The following is a 17508-nucleotide window of genomic DNA, read 5'->3' as shown; positions in this document are numbered from 1 at the left end:
CAACCAGGGCAGGTCCTACCGGGAGGCGGTCGCCGCGTCGGCCGTCTGCTCGTCGCGGCTCACGCGGTTGCGCAGCAACGACACCGCCTTGGTGAGCAGAATCCCGACCACCAGAGAGGCGAGCACCCCGGGCAGCGGGTGTCCGTCGAACAGCGCGTAGACCTGGTAGTGGGTCAGGTAGGTGAACAGCGACGCCTCGGCGAGCCATCCGGCGAGCATCGACACCCCGGCGGGACAACGGATCGCGGGCAGCCAGATCAGCAGCGTCAGACCCGCGAACACCAACACCGTCCGATAGGTCTGATCGAAGTAGCCGTACAGGCCGATCGCGAGCACCGCGGTCACCAGGGCGTGCTGCCATCCCGCCGACGCTTTCGCCGCCGCCCAGCCGGCCGCGAAGAACCAGAAGGTCAACACCGTGAACATCGCCTGATAGCCGAGCCCCAGGCCCAGCACGTCATAGCGCAGAGCCATGCCGAGTGCCAGGAAGGCCATGGCGACCAGGAACGGGCGTCGACGCTCGGCGCGGTCGGCGACCGGCCACCAGAACACCACGGCGAGTGCGACCAGAATCCACACCAACGCCTCGACGAACCACAGCCGGCCAGCCGTCATGCTGCCGTCGGGGCCCAGGATCTTCTGCAGCAGAACCAGATTCGTGGGGTGATATTCGTCGGTGAGCGCAAGCATCAGCGCGATCCACAGGATCGAGGGCACGGCGATCCAGGCGATCGTCGAACGCAGGTGACGGATGCGGTCCCGGCGTGGCAACGGGGTCAGACAGAAGCGGCCGAAGTTGTATCCGGCAACTCCGAGCAGCACGTGTGCACCGCCCCACACTTCGAACAGCTCGGCATGCGATCCGACGATCAGCACGATCGCCGCGGCGCGCAGGGCGACGCTGGTCTCCATCGTCGAGGCCCACCACGACCGTCGACGGGTCGGCTGCGCGGTCGACTCCAGGTCGGCGATCGGGCGCCGGTGCCAGTCGGGCGGCAGATGGCCGAGTGCCCGCTCGAGCCGCACCGACAGCGCGACGTAGGACAGTGAGTTGCCGCCCAGATCGACGAAACTGCGATCGCCGGTGACGTCCCGCGGATCCAGGTGCAGCGCCTCGGCGAACACACCGCGCAGATCGGCCCGCTCCGTCGGCGCCGGCTTCCGGCGGGCGAGTTCGCGCACGGCCTGGTAATCCGGCTTGTTCGAGGCGGTACGCGGCAGGGCGGCGACCCGTACCGCCGTCACCGCCGCCGGGGGGAGCCCGGCGACGTCCGCGGCCGCCCGCGACACCTCCGATTCCCCGGGCGCACCGGAGTAGGCGACTGCGATCCGGTCACCGTCACCGGTACACATCGCGGTGACGCCCCGACCGCGCAGCTGCGCCTCGAGCTGCTGGAGGTCGATGCGCAGGCCGTACATCTTGACGAAGCGGCTCGCGCGGCCGATCACCTCGTAGAGTCCGTCGGCGCCTCGCCTGGCGATGTCGCCGGTGCGCAGTTCCGTCAGGGCGCTGCCGCGCGCCAGATCGGCCCGGTCCTGCGCGTAACCCATCATGACGTTCGGGCCCTGGTAGACGAGCTCGCCGGATCCGTCGTCCCAACCTTCGACAGGGTCGATCCGAAATGACCCGCCGGGAATCGGCCGGCCGATCGCGTCCGGCCGCGACCGGGCGAGTTCCGATGGCAGGTAAGCCATTCGGGCGGTCGCCTCGGTCGCGCCGTACATCACGAAGAACCGCCAGCCGGACCGTTCGCCGAGTTCGGCATAGGCTCGCACCCGTTCGGGAGCCAACCGTCCACCGGCCTGGGTCAGGTAGCGCAGGTCGGGCAGGTCCATGTCGGCGAAGCCCACCCGGTCGAGCAGATCGAACGTGTAGGGCACCCCGGCCAAGGACGTACCGCGGTGACGCCGGAACAGCTCCCAGAACTCGTCGTCGACCACCGACGTGTCGGTCAGGATCAGGCCCGCACCGACGAGCAGGTGGCTGTGGATGACCGACAGGCCGTAGCAATACGACATCGGCAGCGTGGTGGCGGCCCGGTCGGTGTCGCGCAGTTCCAGGTACTCGGCGATGGCGCGGGCGTTGGCGAGCACGTTGTGCGCGGACAGCCGCACCAGCTTCGGTGACCCGGTGCTGCCCGAGGTGGACAGCAGCAACACCAGATCGGGGTGCAGAGGGCGGGCGGATCCCGGGGCGGCCGAGCGGATCTCCCGGATACCGTCGCCGTCGATGACGACGTCCGGGGCGTAGGTGGCGATGATCTCCGGATACGGCCGCCCGGCCGGCATCGGCAGCACGACGTGCCCGGCGGCCAGCGCACCCAGATAGTGCACCAGGGTATGCAGGTCGTTATGGGTTTCCAGCAGCACCAGCCGCCGCACCCCGGCCAGTTGCGTGGCGACCGCAGCGACCCTGGCAGCCAGATCCAGGTAGCTCAACTGCTCGGTCCGGGTCGCCACCGCCAGACGCTCACCGTGGCGGGACAGCCCCTCGACCAGACCGTTCATCGAAAGACCACACCACTGCCCATCACATCGATGTGCACCTTGGTGTCGACCGCAGGCGGGTCGATGCTGTGCTGGCGCACCGTGATCGGGGCGGTGTCGCCCCCCGGATCGATGGTGAGCAGCACGTCATGGCCGAGGAACTCACTGGCGATGACGGTGCCGACGCCGGTCTGACGCTCACTGTCGGATACCTCCGTACCCATCAGCTGCTCCGGTCGCAGCATCAGTGTCGCCGCACCGTCGTCGACGGGCGGGTCGACGGGCACGCCGCCCAGCACGCAGTCGGCCACACCGGAACGGACGGTGCACGGCACGAACACGCACTCGCCGAGGAACTCGGCGGTGAACCGGTCCACCGGGTGGCGGTACACCTCGCGGGGGCTGCCGACCTGGGTGAAACGACCGTGTCGCATCACCGCGACCCGGTCGGCGATCGACATCGCCTCCTCCTGGTCGTGCGTCACGACCAAGGTGGTGACACCCGCCGAGGTCAGCAGCTGGGCGACGGCCTTGCGGGTGGATGCGCGCAGTCCCGCGTCCAGCGCGTTGAACGGCTCGTCGAGCAGCATCAACTTGGGGCTGCGGGCCAGCGCCCGGGCCAGTGCCACCCGCTGCTGCTGGCCGCCGGAGAGTTGGTGGGGGCGCCGGGTGGCGAACGCCGGATCCAGCGCCACCGTCTCCAGCAGTTCGGCGACCCGTCGACGCACGGCACCACCGCGCCGCACTCCGGGGAGCCCGTAGGCGATGTTCTGTCCGACGGTCAAATGGGGGAAGAGCGCACCGTCCTGCGCCACGAAGCCGACCTCGCGCCGGTGGGCGGGCACGAACACCCCGGGACCGGACACCACGGTGCCGTCGATGGCGACGCTGCCCGCGTCCGGGGTTTCGAATCCCGCGATCAACCGCAACAACGTGGTCTTGCCGCACCCGGACGATCCGACGATCGCGGTCGTCTGTCCCCGGGGCAGGTCGAGATCGATGCCGTCGAGGACGGCGGCCCCGCCGAACGACTTCGACAGACCCTGCACCGTCGCCGCGACGCTCATACCGACGCCGCCTTCGTGGACTGGCGGAACAACACCATGGTGACCGGCATGGCCAACAGCACCATGACCAGGGCGTACGGTGCCGCCCCCGCATAGTTCAGCTCGCTGGACAGCGACCAGAAACCCATCGCCAGCGTGCGTGTCCCGGTCGGGGCCAACAGCAGGGTCGCGGTGAGTTCGGTGGCCACGGCGACGAACACCAGCGAGGCGCCGGCCGCCGCCGCGGGAGCGGTCAGGCGCAGCGTGACCCGCAGGAACGTCGCCCAGGGCGCCACACCCAACGAACGGGACGCCTCTTCGAGGCCGAGGGGGACCTGCGCCAGGCCGGCTCGCACGCTGACCAGCGCGCGGGGCAGGAACATCAGTACGTACGCGCAGACCACCACGACGACAGTCTGGTAGAGCGGGGGAGCCACCCGGATCGTCACCGTGACCAGGGCCAGCGCCGTGACGATGCCGGGCAGCGAACTCGTCACGTAGTTGGCCCCCTCCACCGTGCGGGCCAGGAAGCCTTCGCAGCGCACCGCCACCCAGGCGACCGGGAAGGCCAACACGGTCGTCACCACCGCCGCCACGGCGGCCAGGCCGATCGTCTGGGTGAGCGCCTGCCCGATCGAGCCGAGGGTCCACACGTCGGCCCCGCCGATCCACAACCAGCGCGCCAGCGTCCACAGCGGCACACCGAGAGCCAGCAGAGCCAGCCCCACCAACGCCACCAGCGCGGGAATCCGGTTGCGGCCCAAGCGCAGTGGCACCACTGACCGCGCAGCGCCGCTGCCCACCCGGGCGAGCCGCGCGTTGCCCCGCGCGCCGGCTTCAGCGACCAGCAGCACCAGGCAGCACAGCACCAGAACACCGGCGAGCATGCTGCCGGCCGGGCCGTCGAAGGTGGCCTGGAACTGCTGGAAGATCGCCGTGGTGAAGGTCTCGAAGCGCAGCATCACGAACGCCCCGTACTCGGCGAGCAGGTGCAGCCCGATCAGCAACGCACCGCCGAGGATGGCCAACCGCAACTGCGGCACCACCACCCGCACGAAGACGCCGACCGAGTTGGAGCCCAGCGCGCGCGCCGACTCCTCGATGGTGGGGTCCAGCCGGCGTAACGTCGCGGCAGCGGGCAGGTAGATGAACGGGAAGTACGACAGCGTCGTGACCAGCACGCCGGCCCCCAGCCCGTGCAGCGACGGGACGATCCCGAGCCAGGCGTAACTGTTGACGAACGCCGGCACCGCCAGCGGCGTCACGAACAGCGGGCGCCACAACGCCCGGCCCGCAACGTCGGTGCGCTCCACCAGCCACGCGGCCCCCACCCCGACCACGATGCACAGCGGCACTGTCAGCACGACCAGCGACAGTGTGTTCACCAGTAACTCGCCGACACGTGGACGGACGATCAGGGCATAGGCCTGATCCCAGCCGGTGGTCGCGAACGCCCAGGCCACATAGCCCAACGGAATGAACGTGGCGGCGACCAGGACCGCGACGGTGGTGGAGATCAGCGGGCCGGGACGACCCGCCCCCGGCCGGGACCCGGCCGGGGGACGCTGCGGTGCCGACTCGAGGTCGGGTGACGTGGCCGGAGCGACCACCTACAGCAAACCGTCCTGGGTCATCATGTCCGACACCGCCTGCGCATCGAGATCAGACGGGTTGACCGCCGGAGCCTGCAGGTCGGCCAGCGGCGGCAGCGCCGGATTGGCGGCCACGCCGCTGGCGACCGGGTATTCGAAGGAGGTGCCGGTGCGCAGCACGTCCTGGCCGGCCTTGCCGGTGACGAACTGCAGGAACTGCTGAGCCTGGTCCTGCTTGTCGCTGGAGGCCAGCACCCCGGCGCCGGAGATGCTGACGAAGGCGCCCGGGTCCTCGTTGCGGAAGTAGTGCAGCTGGGTGTTGCCGCTGATCTCCTTGGTCTCCGCCTGATCGCGGAACCAGTAGTAGTGGTAGATGATCCCGCCGGCCACCTCGCCACTGTTGACCGCTTTGAGCGTGGTGATGTTGTTGTCGTAGATCTTGGCGTTGGCCTTCATGCCCTCCAGCCACTGCTGGGTCACCTCGGGGCCTTCGAGCTCGAGCAGCGCGGCCACGATCGCCTGGAAGTCGGCCTTCGCCGGCGGCGCTCCCCACCGGCCCTGCCACTCGGGCTGCTGCAGGTCCAGCATCGAGGCAGGCAGCTGCTCAGGGGTGAGCAGGTCGGTGTTGTAGGCGAACACCGTGGCGCGGGCGGCGACACCGGTCCACTTGTTGCTGGCCGGCCGGTACTGGGCCGGAACCTGTGCGACGACCTCGGGGCTGATGTCGGCGAAGAGGCCGGCCCGCTCGACGGCGGCCATGGCGGGGGAGTTCTCGGTGAGGAACACGTCGGCCGGCGAGGCGTCCCCCTCGGCCACCAGCTGGTTGCCCATCTCGGTGTCGCCGCCTTGGCGGTAGGTCACCGGGATGCCGGTCTCGGCGGTGAACGCCTCGATCCACTCCTTGGTCAGCGACTCGTGCTGGGCGCTGTAGACGAGCAGTTCGTCGCTCTCGCCAGAGCTCGAGCAAGCAGCGGTGCCCAATGCTGCGGTGAGGGCGACGACTGCGGCGATCCGACTCCAACCTGCGCGCATGCGGGGGCCTTCCTTTCCCGCGCCCTACTCAGACGCTTTAGCGAACCCTAGCCTAAGCGGACACCGTACCCGAGGGACTAAGGTCCTCTTTACCTAGGTGTGGCTACCCTCATCTCCGCCGGGGCGCTAGCCTGCCTTTCGACCCGAACAAGGAGGTTCCTTTGATGAGACGGCGTACTGCCCTTCCGATCTCGGCGCTGGCACTGGGCCTGGCGTTGGCCGGCTGCTCGAGCTCCGACACCGACACCGCCACGACCGAGACGGAGACCGCGACGCAGACCAGCGCGGAGCCCTCGGCGGCACCGGACCCGCTGGTCGCCCAGGCCGCGGAGGAGTACCAGGCCTACGCCGTCGACCAGAGCGACCAGCTGGTGACCGCCGTCAAGGTGCTGACCGATGCGGTGCGGGCCGGCGACCTGCAGGCCGCCCAGGATGCCTACGCCCCCTCTCGTGAACCGTGGGAGCGCATCGAGCCGCTGGCCGGGCTCGTCGAAGAGATCGACGGGCTGGTCGACGCCCGCGTCGACGACTTCGCCGGCGTCGACGATCCCGCCTTCACCGGCTGGCACCGGCTGGAGTACCTGCTGTTCGAGCAGAACACGACCGACGGCGGCGCACAGTTCGCGGACCAGTTGGACGCGAACATCGCCACCCTCAACGAGCAGATGCCGACGCTCGAGGTGGCACCCAGCGACGTCGCCGTGGGGGCAGCGGAGCTGATCGAGGAGGTCTCCGAGGGCAAGATCACCGGCGAGGAGAACCGCTACTCCAAGACCGACCTGTGGGACTTCAACGCCAACCTCGAGGGCTCGCAAGCCGCGATCGAGGACCTGACACCGGCGTTGCAGCAGGCCGATCCGGAGTTGCTGGAGCAGATCAACGCCGGGTTCGCCGACGTCAACGCGACGCTCGAACCGCTGCGTCGCGGCGACGGCTGGGTGCTGTACTGCACCCCGAATGACCAGTACCCCTCGCCGCGCTGCCCCGAGGTGACCGTCGACCAGCAGACCATCGACACCCTCAAGGCCCAGCTGGCCGGGCTGTCGGAGAACGTGTCGGAGGTCGCCGGAGTGCTGAACCTGCAGTGAGCACGCAGTCGCCGCGATCCGGCATCAGCCGCCGTAATTTCGTCACCGGGGCGTTGGGCACCGGTGCGGCGGTCGGTGTCGGCGCGGCGCTGACCGGGTGTTCGGCGGAGGACGGCCCGTCCACCGCCGGCCCGCCGGCGCCGCGATATGTGCCGTTCGAGGGACCTCACCAAGCGGGCATCACCGCCATCCCCGTGCCAATGCAGGGACTGATGGCGGCCTTCACCGTCATCGCCGACAGCCGGGAGAAGCTGGCGGACACGCTCGCCGAGCTCACCGACGAGATCCGGGGCCTGATGTCGGGCCGGCCGCCCGAGCAGCGCGGGCCCGCCTACCCGCCGGTCGACTCGGGCATCCTCGGCGAAGAGCCGCCACCGGACGATCTGTCGGTCGTGGTCAGCGTCGGCGCGTCGCTGTTCGACGGCCGGTTCGGTCTGGCCGACCGGCGCCCCGCCGAGCTGGTGCAGATGCCGTTTCTGGCCAACGACCGGCTCGACCCCAAGTTCTCCCACGGTGACCTGCTGCTCACCATGGAAGCCGGGCACATCGACACCCTGCAGTTCGCACTGCGCCAACTGATGCGGCGCACCAGACGACACCTGGTGCTGCACTGGATGATCGACGGCTACGCCCGCGGCGCAGGCGTCGCCTCACACGCCGCCACCCCCCGAAACCTGTTGGGCTTCAAGGACGGCACCGCGAACCTGGACAGCGATGACCAAGCCCTGATGGACCGCTACGTGTGGGTCGGTTCCGGCGACGCTGAGCCGGACTGGGCAGTGGGCGGGTCCTACCAGGCGGTGCGGATCATCCGCATGTTCGTCGAGTTCTGGGACCGGACCCGGCTGATCGAGCAGGAGCAGATCTTCGGCCGAGAGAAGATCAGCGGCGCGCCGCTGGGGATGTCCGACGAATTCGCCGACCCTGACTACGCCGATGATCCTCGCGGAGAACGGATTCCGCTGAACGCCCACATCCGGTTGGCCAACCCGCGGACACCGGAAACCGAGGACAGTCTGATCCTGCGCCGCGGCTTCTCCTATGCCCGCAGCTTCGACGGTGCGGGCCGCCTCGATCAGGGCCTGGCGTTCGTGTCCTATCAGCGCAGCCTCGAGCGCGGCTTCCTGGCGGTCCAGAATCGGCTCACCGGTGAACCGTTGGAGGAGTACATCATGCCGGTGGGCGGCGGGTTCTTCTTCGCTCTTCCGGGTGTGCAAGGCCCCGACGAATTCCTCGGCCAGGCGTTGGTCGGCGACCCCGGTCACGGCAGACGACACCGCCGGGGCTGACCGGAGTCCGGCTGAGCGCCGGGGCTAATCCGCCGCGGTCACTTTGCGCATGCTGGCCCGGCGCTCTTCGATCACCCGGCCGATCTCCTGCATCAGCAGCGGACGGCGCAGCACCAGCGCCTCCATGCTCTGGCGGTCGATCCACGCCACGGTCAACTCGTCGAGCGCGCGGGCGTCGGCCTTGACCTGCTCTCTGGTCAGAGCGGTCTGACCGAGGAAATCGCCGCGCTCGAGCGTGCGGATGCCCACCACGGCGCCACCTGAGCGGACCTCCAGACGAACCTGCCCGCTGACGACGAACATCATCCGCACCGGGACGGTCCCGCGTTCCTGGACGATCTCACCGACCCCGTAGCGGACCACCCGGATGTGCTCGCGCACCAGCTCCTGATCGGTGCGACTGAGGTGCAGGCTGCGCCCCACCACCTGCAGCGCGTCGTCGAACAGCAGAGGTGAGGGAAAGTCATCGGTGACGTCGTCGAGCGAGAGTTCCTCGCGCCGTGCGGCGTACCAGGCCCAGCGCAGAAAGGTGGACCGGGCCTCGGCGTCCTCGGCCGGGGTGTGCAGCGGAACGGTGGTGGTGTACTCGCCGGTGGCGCCGATGAGGGTCACCGGGTCGGCCCCGGCGCGCAGCTGGGGTACCCGCTGCGCGAGGCCGGTCAGCATCCGGCACACCGCGTCGGGTGGATCCGCAGCCGAGAACTTCGTCGTGATGTCGATCGAGTGTTCACCGCGCGGCAGGCTGCGGTTGATGAACAGCTCGGTGGCCAGCAGCGAATTGGGCAACACGTAGACACCGTTTCCGGAGTCCAGATGTGTGGCCCGCCAGTTCACTTCGACCACCCGGCCGCCATCGATCCATCGGGTGGCGACCCAGTCGCCGATCTCGAAGGGCTGCTCGAAGAGCACGAGCAGCCCCGAGATGACCTGCCCTACGGAGTTCTGCAGCGTCAGGCCGAGCACGATCGAGCCGATGCCCAGCGCGGTGAACAGACCGCCGACGTTGGCGCCCCAGATGAACGCGAAGATCAGCGCGACACCGACGGTGATCAGGACGAACCGGGCGACGTCGAGGAAGATCGACGGAACCCGCTTGCGCCAACTGCCTTCCGGCGCGCTCTGGAACACCGTCGCGTTGAGGCCGGACAGCAGCAGGACCAGGACGACGAACCCGAGCACGGTGGCCACCACCCGCACGGTGGTGGCATCGGCGCGCACCTCGGTCGCTTTGAGCAGCAACAACAGCAGTGCCCCCAGCGGCAGCACGTAGTTGCGCACCAGGCTCACCGGCCGGGCCAGATAACTGTCGCGCCGCAGCAGCGCGTTGTGCACCTCGGTGAGCACCACCAGCGAGATGGGCAGTGCCACCGCGATCGCGATGGCCCACCAGAACCACGGCGCGGAGAAGATCTCGCTCATCGCTGGTCACCCGAGAGACGCCACAGGTGTTCGACGCGATCGTTGGCGACGACCTCGCCGTCGGCGGTGAAGTCGCGGATATCCCGCATCGCCTCGTACACCGGACGGGTCACATAGACCCCGGCCGTCGCCGGGCTCTTGTGCGCCTGGTAGGCGAGGTTGACCGCCGAACCCCAGATGTCGTAGACGAGGTTCGACTGTCCGAGCAGACCACTGGTCACGATGCCGGTGTTGATCCCGGCCCGCAGGCTGAGCCGGTGCCCCGTCTCGCCGTTGAACCGATCGATGATGTGCTGCATCTCCACGGCCAGGTCGACCGTCCGGCGCGCGCTGTCGAGCCGGGGCACGGTCAGACCGCAGCTGGCCAGGTATCCGTCGTGCAGCGTGCGCACCCGCTCGACACCCAGATTGTCTGCCGCGGCGTCGAACTGGCGAACCAGCCGGTTCACCACCGCCAGCGATTCCTGCGCGGTCAGCTGTTCGGCGAGGTCGTCGAGTCCGTCGACGTTGGCGAACAGCACCGTCACATCCTGGTGCTCCTCGGCGATGTTCTCCTCCCCGTCGCGGTAGCGCTCGAGTACCGGTTCGGGCATGAGCGACAACAGCAGCCGGTGGTTCTCGGCGCGTTGTTCGGTGAGCTGTCGCTCCTTGGTCTGCAGATTGCTGCTCATCTGGTTGAACGCGCGGGTGAGATCGCCGAATTCGTCGCGCGAGGTGACGGGCAGCTCGACATCGAAGTCACCGGCGCCGATCTGCTCGGCCCCGGCCTCCAGCCTGCGGATCGGGCGCACGAACACCCGGGCCAGCAGCAGCGCGGCGATGCAGACCACCAGGACGATCGCGACGGTGGACAGCACCAGGGTGCGGGTGAACGTGGCGACGGGAGCGAACGCCTCGGCCACGTCGATCTTGGCGACGAGCACCCAGTTCAATCCCGCGGTCTGCACCGGTGAGTACGCCTGCAGCGTCCGGCGACCCTCATAGTCCTCGGTGATCAGAGTTCCGGTCGCCCCCTGCAGGGCCTGCCCGACCGCGTCGGTGTCCACGGGCTGCACGAGAATGGTGCTGCCCTGGCGGATCGCCTCGTCGGCCACTTCGACGGGCGTGCCGGCGGCCACCACGTCGCTGCGGTAGGCGTCGGGGTCCTCCAGGAACAGTCGTGACTCCGAGCGCATCAGCAGATCGGGCCCGACCAGGATCGTCTCACCGGTTTTGCCCAGCCCGGCACCCTGCCAGTCGCCGTTGAACGTGAGACCGCGGTTGAGGTTGTCCACCGGCAGCGCGAGCGCCATCACGCCCTGCACGTTGCCGGCCGGACCGATCGGCGACACCATCCAGGCGGTGGGCGTCCCCGACGGTTGGTAGGTGTCGAAGTCCCGGACCACGACCTCGTCGAGCGAGTTGGAGTTCATCGCCTCCTTGAACGCCTCGGCGAGGTTGCTGCCGCGGTAGGGCCCGTACTGGATGTTGGTTCCCAGGTCGATGCCCTTGCCGACGCTGTAGACGACGTTGCCACGGGCATCGATCAACAGAGCGTCGGCGGAGTGCTGCCGCTTGATCACCTGGCGGAAGAACTCGTTGTACTGGGCGTTCGCCGCCGACCAGGCACTGCCGTCCCCGGGATCGTCGATCTCGATGCGGTCCTCGGGGGTGTCGGCGGCCAGCGTGTAGGTGGTCTGCAGGTAGCGCTGCGAGTTGCCGCGGGGCAGCAGTGCCTGGACCCGGGCCTGAGCGGCGTCGCGGTCGGCGTCGGCGTCGGTCTCGCCGTAGTTGCGCTGGTAGAACTCGACGAGGGCCTGCTGCCGGTCGGGCGGCACCTCGGCGTCACGGAGCTCGTCGTATCCGGCGGTGAACGCGGCGATCGCCTGCTCGGCGGTGCTGCCGCGGGTGTAGACGACCATCGAGCTGGTCAGGTCCCGCATCGCTTTTTCCAGCATGCGGGCCTGGGCGCTGCGAATGAGGGTGAGCTGTTCGAACACCGATTCACGCAGCGATTCGCGGCCGGACTGAAAGCCGATCGCGCCCACCACGGCCACCGACAGCACGCTGGTCAGCAGCAGCATCAGCAGCAGCTTGGACTGGATGCTGATGCGCGAGAAACGCCGTGGGGTGTCCGGCACACTTGCCCTTCCGTCGCTGGCGAAACTCCGGTGCTACACCTGTCGGAACGGCAGCGTCGCGGTCTGCTTCCGCAAGCGGCGCGGGCCAGCCTACCCTGCGGGGTGTTCGCTCGGGGCGGGCTGGTGGCGGTCGACTGTTTCCAGCCAAGTCGCCGATTCATGGCCTCCAGGACAGGTGTTCCGCGTATTTTTACGCCCGCGGCAACTTTGCCGCAGCGGTGTCAGTCAGGCGGCCCCGAGGAGATGTCCCATGAACCATGCCAAGTACATCGGTCGGGTGGGAGGGCTCGCGGTCGCACTGGGCGTCGGGCTCGCCGTGGCCAGCGCGCCGGGGATCGCCGCGGCCGAGACCGCAGATTCGTCGAGGGATTCCTCGACCACGAGTCAGGCCGGCGACTCGGGAGGTTCGGCGTCGTCGGGGGCCGCCGGCGCCGCGTCGTCGGACCGCACGGACGATACGACGACACAGCAGGAGGAGTCCGCCGCCTCGGATGACGGGGGACAGGGTCTCGGCGCCGACGAGGATTCGGACGCGGACTCCGATCTCGGGGACGACCTCGCAGACGACCTCGACGAAGCCGGTGATGGCGCAACCGACGTCGGCGAGGGCACCGACCTCGACGCTCCGCAGGTCACCGACGCCGGCGCGGACCTGGACGAGGACGCGACCGACGACGCGGTGGTCGCGTCCGGGTACGCCACCGAAGCGCCGGCCTCGGCGCCCGCCCAGGCCGCTGATGTCGCGATCGAACAGCCCGCACCGCAGCCGGTTCCCGACGCTCCCGCACCTGCGGTGCTGCCGATGGCGTTGGCGACGCTGGCCGGTGCCCGGGAGGAGTCCGAGCGCGCCGCGCTGCGCAGCAGCGCCGTCGCTCCACCCGAGATCGAGTTGCTGGCCGATCCCTCGCCCAACGTCCTGGTCATCGGCGTCGACGGCACGAATCTGAGCAGAGTGCTCGCCGATCTCGCGAACACCAACTTCTTCGGCCTGATCCAGGACGGCACCACCGCACCGGCGAGCATCGCCGGACACACCACCATCTCCAACCCGTCGTGGACGTCCATCCTCACCGGGGCGTGGGGCGAGAAGACGGGCGTCATCAACAACGTGTTCACCCCGTGGACCTATGACGACTGGCCCACGGTGTTCACCCAACTCGAAGCGTTCAACTCGGCAATCCAGACCACGTCGATCGCCAACTGGAACGTCATCTCCGCCATCGCGGGCGCGGGCGCCACGCCGGCCGACGAGATCGTCGACATCGGCCAGATCGAAGGAGACACCGACTGGTTGCTGACCGACGACGCGGTCGGCGACGCCACCGAACTGGCGATCATGGCCGCCGACCCGATGGTCCCCAACTTCGTCTTCAGCTACTTCGTCGGCGTCGACGAGAACGGCCACATGTACGGCGGCGCCTCGCCGCAGTACGCCGCCGCGATCCGCAACGTCGACCGCAATCTCGGTGAGATCCTGCAGGCGGTCGACGCGTGGGAGGCCCTCACCGGCGAACAGTGGACCATCCTGGTCGTCACCGACCACGGCCACCAGCCGCAGCGGGGCTTCGGCCACGGGTTTCAGTCACCCGACGAGACGTCGACCTTCGTCATCGCCGAGAACCCGAACCTGTTCGCGGCCGGCGCGATCAACCTCAAGTACCAGATCGTCGACGTCACCCCGACCGTCATGACGCTGTTCGGCGGCACCCCGTCCACCGACTCCGACGGCGTGTCGCTCACCACGCTCGGCGCCAGCGATGTCTTCCCCGTCGACGACGACGAGGCGCTGCGGGGAGCGTTGCAGGACGCGATCGCGATGTACGGCTACCCCGACATCGGGACGAACATCGCGCTGGGGGTGCGCACCGTCGCCGCCACCGTGCCCTACATCGTGTACGGGCTCACCGAGAGCCTCACCGCGGGCCTGCAGCAGATCGTCGATCAGGACATCTTCCTGATCAGTCCGCTTGCGGCGCTGGCGATCGTGCCGGTCCGGCTGATCGGCAACCTCACCTACGTGGTGACCAACGTCGTCGCGCAGATCGTGGCCAGACTGACCGGGGTGACCGGTGCGAGCATCTTCCCGCTGTGGCCGCCGGCCCCGCCGTCGGTCGAATCTCCGCTGGACGCCGCGCAGCTGTGCGACGGGGACAACGCGGCGGCGCTGCCCGCCTGCGGTCAGATCGCCGTCTAGGGCTAGGACTGCATCGAAGCGATGTAGTAGGTCTCGTCACCGTCGGGATAACCGCCACCGATGGTGGCGATGTGGATGTGGTCGAAGTGGTTGAGCGTCTCGTTGCCGTAGTCGGCGGTCCAGCTCGGCGCACCGATGCCCGGATAGAAGCCCTGCCGCCAGATCACGTGCAGCACCCCCCAGCGTTCCGCATTGGCGAGTGCGTACCCGGCGATCTGGTTGCCGAGCTCGATGCCCTCGTCACTGTGGTAGTTCGGGATCATCACGTCGATCGCCAGCCCGTTGGGATGCCACTTCAACGGATCCTGGCGATAGCCGCCGATGGTGGTGATCTCCGGGAACAGGGCACTGATCGCCCGGGCGGCCCAGATGGTGTTGACCTGCAGGCCACCCTCCGGCGCGACGCCGGCGGGCAGGGCAAGGTCGAAGACGCGGCCGTCGACCGGGGCGCTGGCGGCCAGCAACTCCGCCTCCGAGAGCCGGACCCGCTCCGGTGCGGCACTCGGTTCCGCGCCCTGGGCGCTCGGTGGTGGCGACGGCTCGGGGGCGCAGCACGGCGGCGCGGCGTTCTGGGCGTAGATCATGCCGCCCGAGACGACCAGAGACACCACGACCGCGAGCCATCGGCCCCGGCCCTTGGCAAACACGTCCCTGCGCACGATCAGCACCTTAGTGGCGCGACCCCGCCATGCGGCCAGGTTTGCCGGCAATTGCGTCTGGCGCGTCGGTCGGCCGTTGGCCCGCACCGGGCCGCTGCAGGTCGCCGGCTCAGACGGATTCGCTGACTGGAAGGGTGACCGTGATTGTCGTGCCCTGCCCTGGTCCGGCGCTGGCGGCACTGATGTCGCCGCCGTGGGCCTCGGTCAGCGCCTTGGCTATCGCCAGACCGATGCCCGCACCGCCACCGACCCGGTTGCGCGACGGATCGGCCCGATAGAACCGCTCGAACAGGTGCGGCAGGTGCTGCGGTGCGACGCCTTCGCCGTCGTCGGCCACCCGTACGATCACCTGCCGGCCCACGCGATCCGCGCTCAGCTGCACCGCGCCACCACCGGGTGTGTGGCGCAAGGCGTTGTCGAGGAGGTTGGCCAGCACCTGCGCCAGACGCTGCGGGTCCGCCCAGACCGGTGGAACATCTCCACCGACGGCCACAGTCAGCGCGACCCCCTTGTCGTCGAATCGTTCGGCGACCGCAGCCGCGCAGCGCTCCAGCAGCGCAGCGACCGCCACACGGCAGAACGACACGTTCGCGGTGTTCTCCTCGGCCTGAGCCAGCGCCGCCACGTCCTCGGAGAAACGCACCAGCCTGCGGGTCTGGTCCCGGAGCACCTCGGCCGTCTCGGGCGTCAACATGCGCACGCCGTCCTCCAGCGCTTCGATGTAGGCGTCGAGCACCGACACCGGCGTGCGGATCTCGTGGGCCAAGTCCCCGAACAGACGTCGCCGGGTGGCCTCCACCGACTCCAGCCGTGTCGCCATCTGGTTGAAAGCGCGGGCGAGGCTGTCGAACTCCTCACCCAACTCTTGCGGTGCGACCCTGATCTCGTAGCGGCCGTCGGCGACCGCGGTGGCCGCCGACGCGACTTCGGCAACCGATCGCTGCAGGCGCCGGCCGGCGTAGCCGCTCACCGCCAGCGCGGCCAGCGCCGAGACCGCGACCGCGCCTCCGATCGACAGGGCCGTCGCGTATCGGTACGCCTCCTCGGCGTGCAGTTCCTCCAGCGAATCAGCCGGAACGCCGGCCCGGTGCAGGTGCTCGCGGAACAGCGGAGGGCCGACGATCGCGGCCACCACCCACACCGCGGCCGCCGCGACCAGCAGCACGAGGGCCTGGGCCGCCAACAGTCGTACGCCGATCCCGGCCCGCCGCCACCGAGATCGCATCATGACCGCCGCCCCGCGCTGTCCATGGCACCATCGTCCCCCCAGCTGCGGAAGAACTTCGGCGCTACGGGAGTTTGGCCACCGTCAGCAGTAACGCGGAGTCGGCGAGCGCGACCAGCGAGTGCCGGGCATCGGGAACCTTCAACAGGTCGCCCGCGCGCGCGTCCCACTGCTCGTCACCCGAGGACATCCGGACCGATCCTTTGATCACGTACACGGTTGCCTCGCCGGGATTCTCGTGTTCACCCATCTCCGCGCCGGCAACCATCCCGATGACGGTCTGGCGCAGGACCTTCTCGTGACCGCCGACCACGGTGTCGGCGGCGTTGCGGTTGTTGGCGGTCGCGAGCTGCAACTGCTGGCGGGCCAAAGCTTCGATCGACACCTTCTGCATGTCTGCCATTCGATGCCCGGCAGCACCCGCTCGTCAACCCGGCAGGGCGCCGCTCAGAACGGTGCGACCCGCGCAGCACTGACCACCGCGCCGTGGCCGGTGGCGTCATGGGTGAATCGCAGCTCCGAGGCGTTGGCGACGATGGTCCACCCCAAGGCGCGGTAGGTTCGCTCGGCCAACGGAGTCGGGGCCGCGGCGCCGAGATTGCCGTCCACCCACGAACCGGTGCCGTCGGTGTTCACCCGCACCCCGTGGTAAGGACCGCTGCCGTCAGCGTGCTGTTGCCAATTGCGAGCGGCCGTCTGGCATCCCACGAACGTGGTCTCGACGATGCACTGCGGGTCACCCGCCGCGGTGGTCACCACGACGTAACCGAACTGGTTGGGCGGAATCGTCGTCACCTCGGCAGACGGCACGGCACCGGGCAGCTGCTCGGTGGCACGGGCCAACGCCGGCGACCGGTAGGACGCCACGGTGAAGCCGAATCCGGACAGTGGGGCCAGGTCCTCGGCCTCGCCGTCGGGTGTCCAGATCGCCAGCGGACGGTCGTCGAGCGTCGTCGTCGCGACCTGAGGGGACGGCGCCCACGACAGCATCGCGTCCATCGCGGGCACCGAGTCGAAATGGTCGAAGTTGACCACCCCGTCGCCGTCGTGGGGGACGCAGGTACTGCCGTCGACGATGTGTCGGGTGCCCGAGTCGGTTTCGGTCCCGTCGCGGCACACCGCGTCCTGCCACTGCTCGACGGTGCCCGATACCGGCGGCGTCCCGGCCGCGTTTGCCGTGCCATCGGGTGTCTGCGGCGCCGAGCAGCCCGCCACCGCGACGAGCACCCCCAGCGCCGCCGCGACGCTGCGAACACAGTCTTTGCTCCCGGCCCATGTCATGGCCGTGAATGTAGCGGCGGGACGTGCGCCGGCCGGCTCGACGCGCCGCGCCGAAGCCCGACCGTGACCGAGCACC

General features: G+C 69.2%; 13 protein-coding genes. 3 read left to right on the top strand and 10 right to left on the bottom strand.

What is annotated here, in order from left to right; translation table 11 throughout:
• Positions 1-15 precede the first annotated feature (15 nt).
• Genes J3476_RS14420 through J3476_RS14405 form a run of 4 tightly spaced genes read right to left on the bottom strand, consistent with a single transcriptional unit; the run spans position 16 to position 6157 of the window.
• A complete protein-coding gene (locus J3476_RS14420) occupies positions 16-2508 on the bottom strand; it encodes an AMP-binding protein (RefSeq protein WP_207067117.1) in 2493 nt (830 codons plus the stop codon).
• Positions 2505-3554: an ABC transporter ATP-binding protein gene (locus J3476_RS14415; RefSeq protein ID WP_207067116.1), complete on the bottom strand. Its 1050-nt coding sequence runs from the start codon at positions 3552-3554 to the stop codon at positions 2505-2507. The genes J3476_RS14420 and J3476_RS14415 overlap by 4 nt, the downstream gene beginning before the upstream one ends.
• Positions 3551-5143, bottom strand: coding sequence for an iron ABC transporter permease (locus J3476_RS14410; protein WP_207067115.1), 1593 nt, complete (start codon positions 5141-5143; stop codon positions 3551-3553). The genes J3476_RS14415 and J3476_RS14410 overlap by 4 nt, the downstream gene beginning before the upstream one ends.
• Entirely contained in the window at positions 5144-6157 is a 1014-nt protein-coding gene (locus J3476_RS14405) for an iron ABC transporter substrate-binding protein (RefSeq protein WP_207067114.1), read from the bottom strand.
• Between the two features lie 164 nt (positions 6158-6321).
• Here J3476_RS14405 and J3476_RS14400 point away from each other — a divergent pair, with 164 nt between their 5' ends.
• On the top strand, positions 6322-7245 hold the full coding sequence (locus J3476_RS14400; RefSeq protein ID WP_207067113.1) for an EfeM/EfeO family lipoprotein: 924 nt from the start codon (positions 6322-6324) through the stop codon (positions 7243-7245).
• Positions 7242-8534, top strand: coding sequence for a Dyp-type peroxidase (locus J3476_RS14395; RefSeq protein WP_207067112.1), 1293 nt, complete (start codon positions 7242-7244; stop codon positions 8532-8534). The genes J3476_RS14400 and J3476_RS14395 overlap by 4 nt, the downstream gene beginning before the upstream one ends.
• Positions 8535-8558: 24 nt before the next feature.
• Here the strand turns inward: J3476_RS14395 and J3476_RS14390 are convergent, their stop codons facing one another.
• Both J3476_RS14390 and J3476_RS14385 read right to left on the bottom strand, forming a co-directional pair.
• Positions 8559-9953 (bottom strand): mechanosensitive ion channel family protein, encoded by a 1395-nt coding sequence (locus J3476_RS14390; RefSeq protein ID WP_207067111.1) that lies wholly within the window; start codon positions 9951-9953, stop codon positions 8559-8561.
• A complete protein-coding gene (locus tag J3476_RS14385; RefSeq protein ID WP_207067145.1) occupies positions 9950-12016 on the bottom strand; it encodes an adenylate/guanylate cyclase domain-containing protein in 2067 nt (688 codons plus the stop codon). Before J3476_RS14385 ends, J3476_RS14390 begins: the two co-directional genes overlap by 4 nt.
• 307 nt (positions 12017-12323) lie before the next feature.
• On the opposite strand from J3476_RS14385, the gene J3476_RS14380 reads away from it, so the two are divergent.
• Complete coding sequence (locus J3476_RS14380) at positions 12324-14267, top strand: alkaline phosphatase family protein (protein WP_207067110.1); 1944 nt, start codon at positions 12324-12326, stop codon at positions 14265-14267.
• Between the two features lie 2 nt (positions 14268-14269).
• Here the strand turns inward: J3476_RS14380 and J3476_RS14375 are convergent, their stop codons facing one another.
• The 4 genes from J3476_RS14375 to J3476_RS14360 form a co-directional block, all read right to left on the bottom strand.
• Positions 14270-14965: a glycoside hydrolase gene (locus tag J3476_RS14375; RefSeq protein ID WP_373889066.1), complete on the bottom strand. Its 696-nt coding sequence runs from the start codon at positions 14963-14965 to the stop codon at positions 14270-14272.
• Positions 14966-15035: 70 nt separating this feature from the next.
• Positions 15036-16151: a cell wall metabolism sensor histidine kinase WalK gene (locus tag J3476_RS14370; protein ID WP_286183034.1), complete on the bottom strand. Its 1116-nt coding sequence runs from the start codon at positions 16149-16151 to the stop codon at positions 15036-15038.
• Between the two features lie 64 nt (positions 16152-16215).
• On the bottom strand, positions 16216-16545 hold the full coding sequence (locus J3476_RS14365; RefSeq protein ID WP_207067107.1) for a cupin domain-containing protein: 330 nt from the start codon (positions 16543-16545) through the stop codon (positions 16216-16218).
• A 53-nt stretch (positions 16546-16598) separates the two neighbouring features.
• On the bottom strand, positions 16599-17432 hold the full coding sequence (locus J3476_RS14360) for a hypothetical protein (protein ID WP_207067106.1): 834 nt from the start codon (positions 17430-17432) through the stop codon (positions 16599-16601).
• Positions 17433-17508 lie beyond the last annotated feature (76 nt).

The sequence above is a fragment of the Mycobacterium sp. PO1 genome (assembly GCF_017312405.1).
Classification (GTDB): Bacteria; Actinomycetota; Actinomycetes; order Mycobacteriales; family Mycobacteriaceae; genus Mycobacterium.
Note: the sequence above shows the minus strand (reverse complement) of the source record. Positions and strands in the feature narration are given on the sequence as shown.

What these genes read in the sequence shown, in the direction of transcription:
- J3476_RS14370 (WP_286183034.1), bottom strand. Translation starts at nt 16,151, where the DNA reads ATGCGATCTCGGTGGCGGCGGGCCGGGATCGGCGTACGACTGTTGGCG.
- J3476_RS14390 (WP_207067111.1), bottom strand. Translation starts at nt 9,953, where the DNA reads ATGAGCGAGATCTTCTCCGCGCCGTGGTTCTGGTGGGCCATCGCGATC.
- J3476_RS14415 (WP_207067116.1), bottom strand. Translation starts at nt 3,554, where the DNA reads ATGAGCGTCGCGGCGACGGTGCAGGGTCTGTCGAAGTCGTTCGGCGGG.
- J3476_RS14380 (WP_207067110.1), top strand. Translation starts at nt 12,324, where the DNA reads ATGAACCATGCCAAGTACATCGGTCGGGTGGGAGGGCTCGCGGTCGCA.
- J3476_RS14420 (WP_207067117.1), bottom strand. Translation starts at nt 2,508, where the DNA reads ATGAACGGTCTGGTCGAGGGGCTGTCCCGCCACGGTGAGCGTCTGGCG.
- J3476_RS14400 (WP_207067113.1), top strand. Translation starts at nt 6,322, where the DNA reads ATGAGACGGCGTACTGCCCTTCCGATCTCGGCGCTGGCACTGGGCCTG.
- J3476_RS14405 (WP_207067114.1), bottom strand. Translation starts at nt 6,157, where the DNA reads ATGCGCGCAGGTTGGAGTCGGATCGCCGCAGTCGTCGCCCTCACCGCA.
- J3476_RS14385 (WP_207067145.1), bottom strand. Translation starts at nt 12,016, where the DNA reads ATGCTGCTGCTGACCAGCGTGCTGTCGGTGGCCGTGGTGGGCGCGATC.
- J3476_RS14365 (WP_207067107.1), bottom strand. Translation starts at nt 16,545, where the DNA reads ATGCAGAAGGTGTCGATCGAAGCTTTGGCCCGCCAGCAGTTGCAGCTC.
- J3476_RS14360 (WP_207067106.1), bottom strand. Translation starts at nt 17,432, where the DNA reads ATGACATGGGCCGGGAGCAAAGACTGTGTTCGCAGCGTCGCGGCGGCG.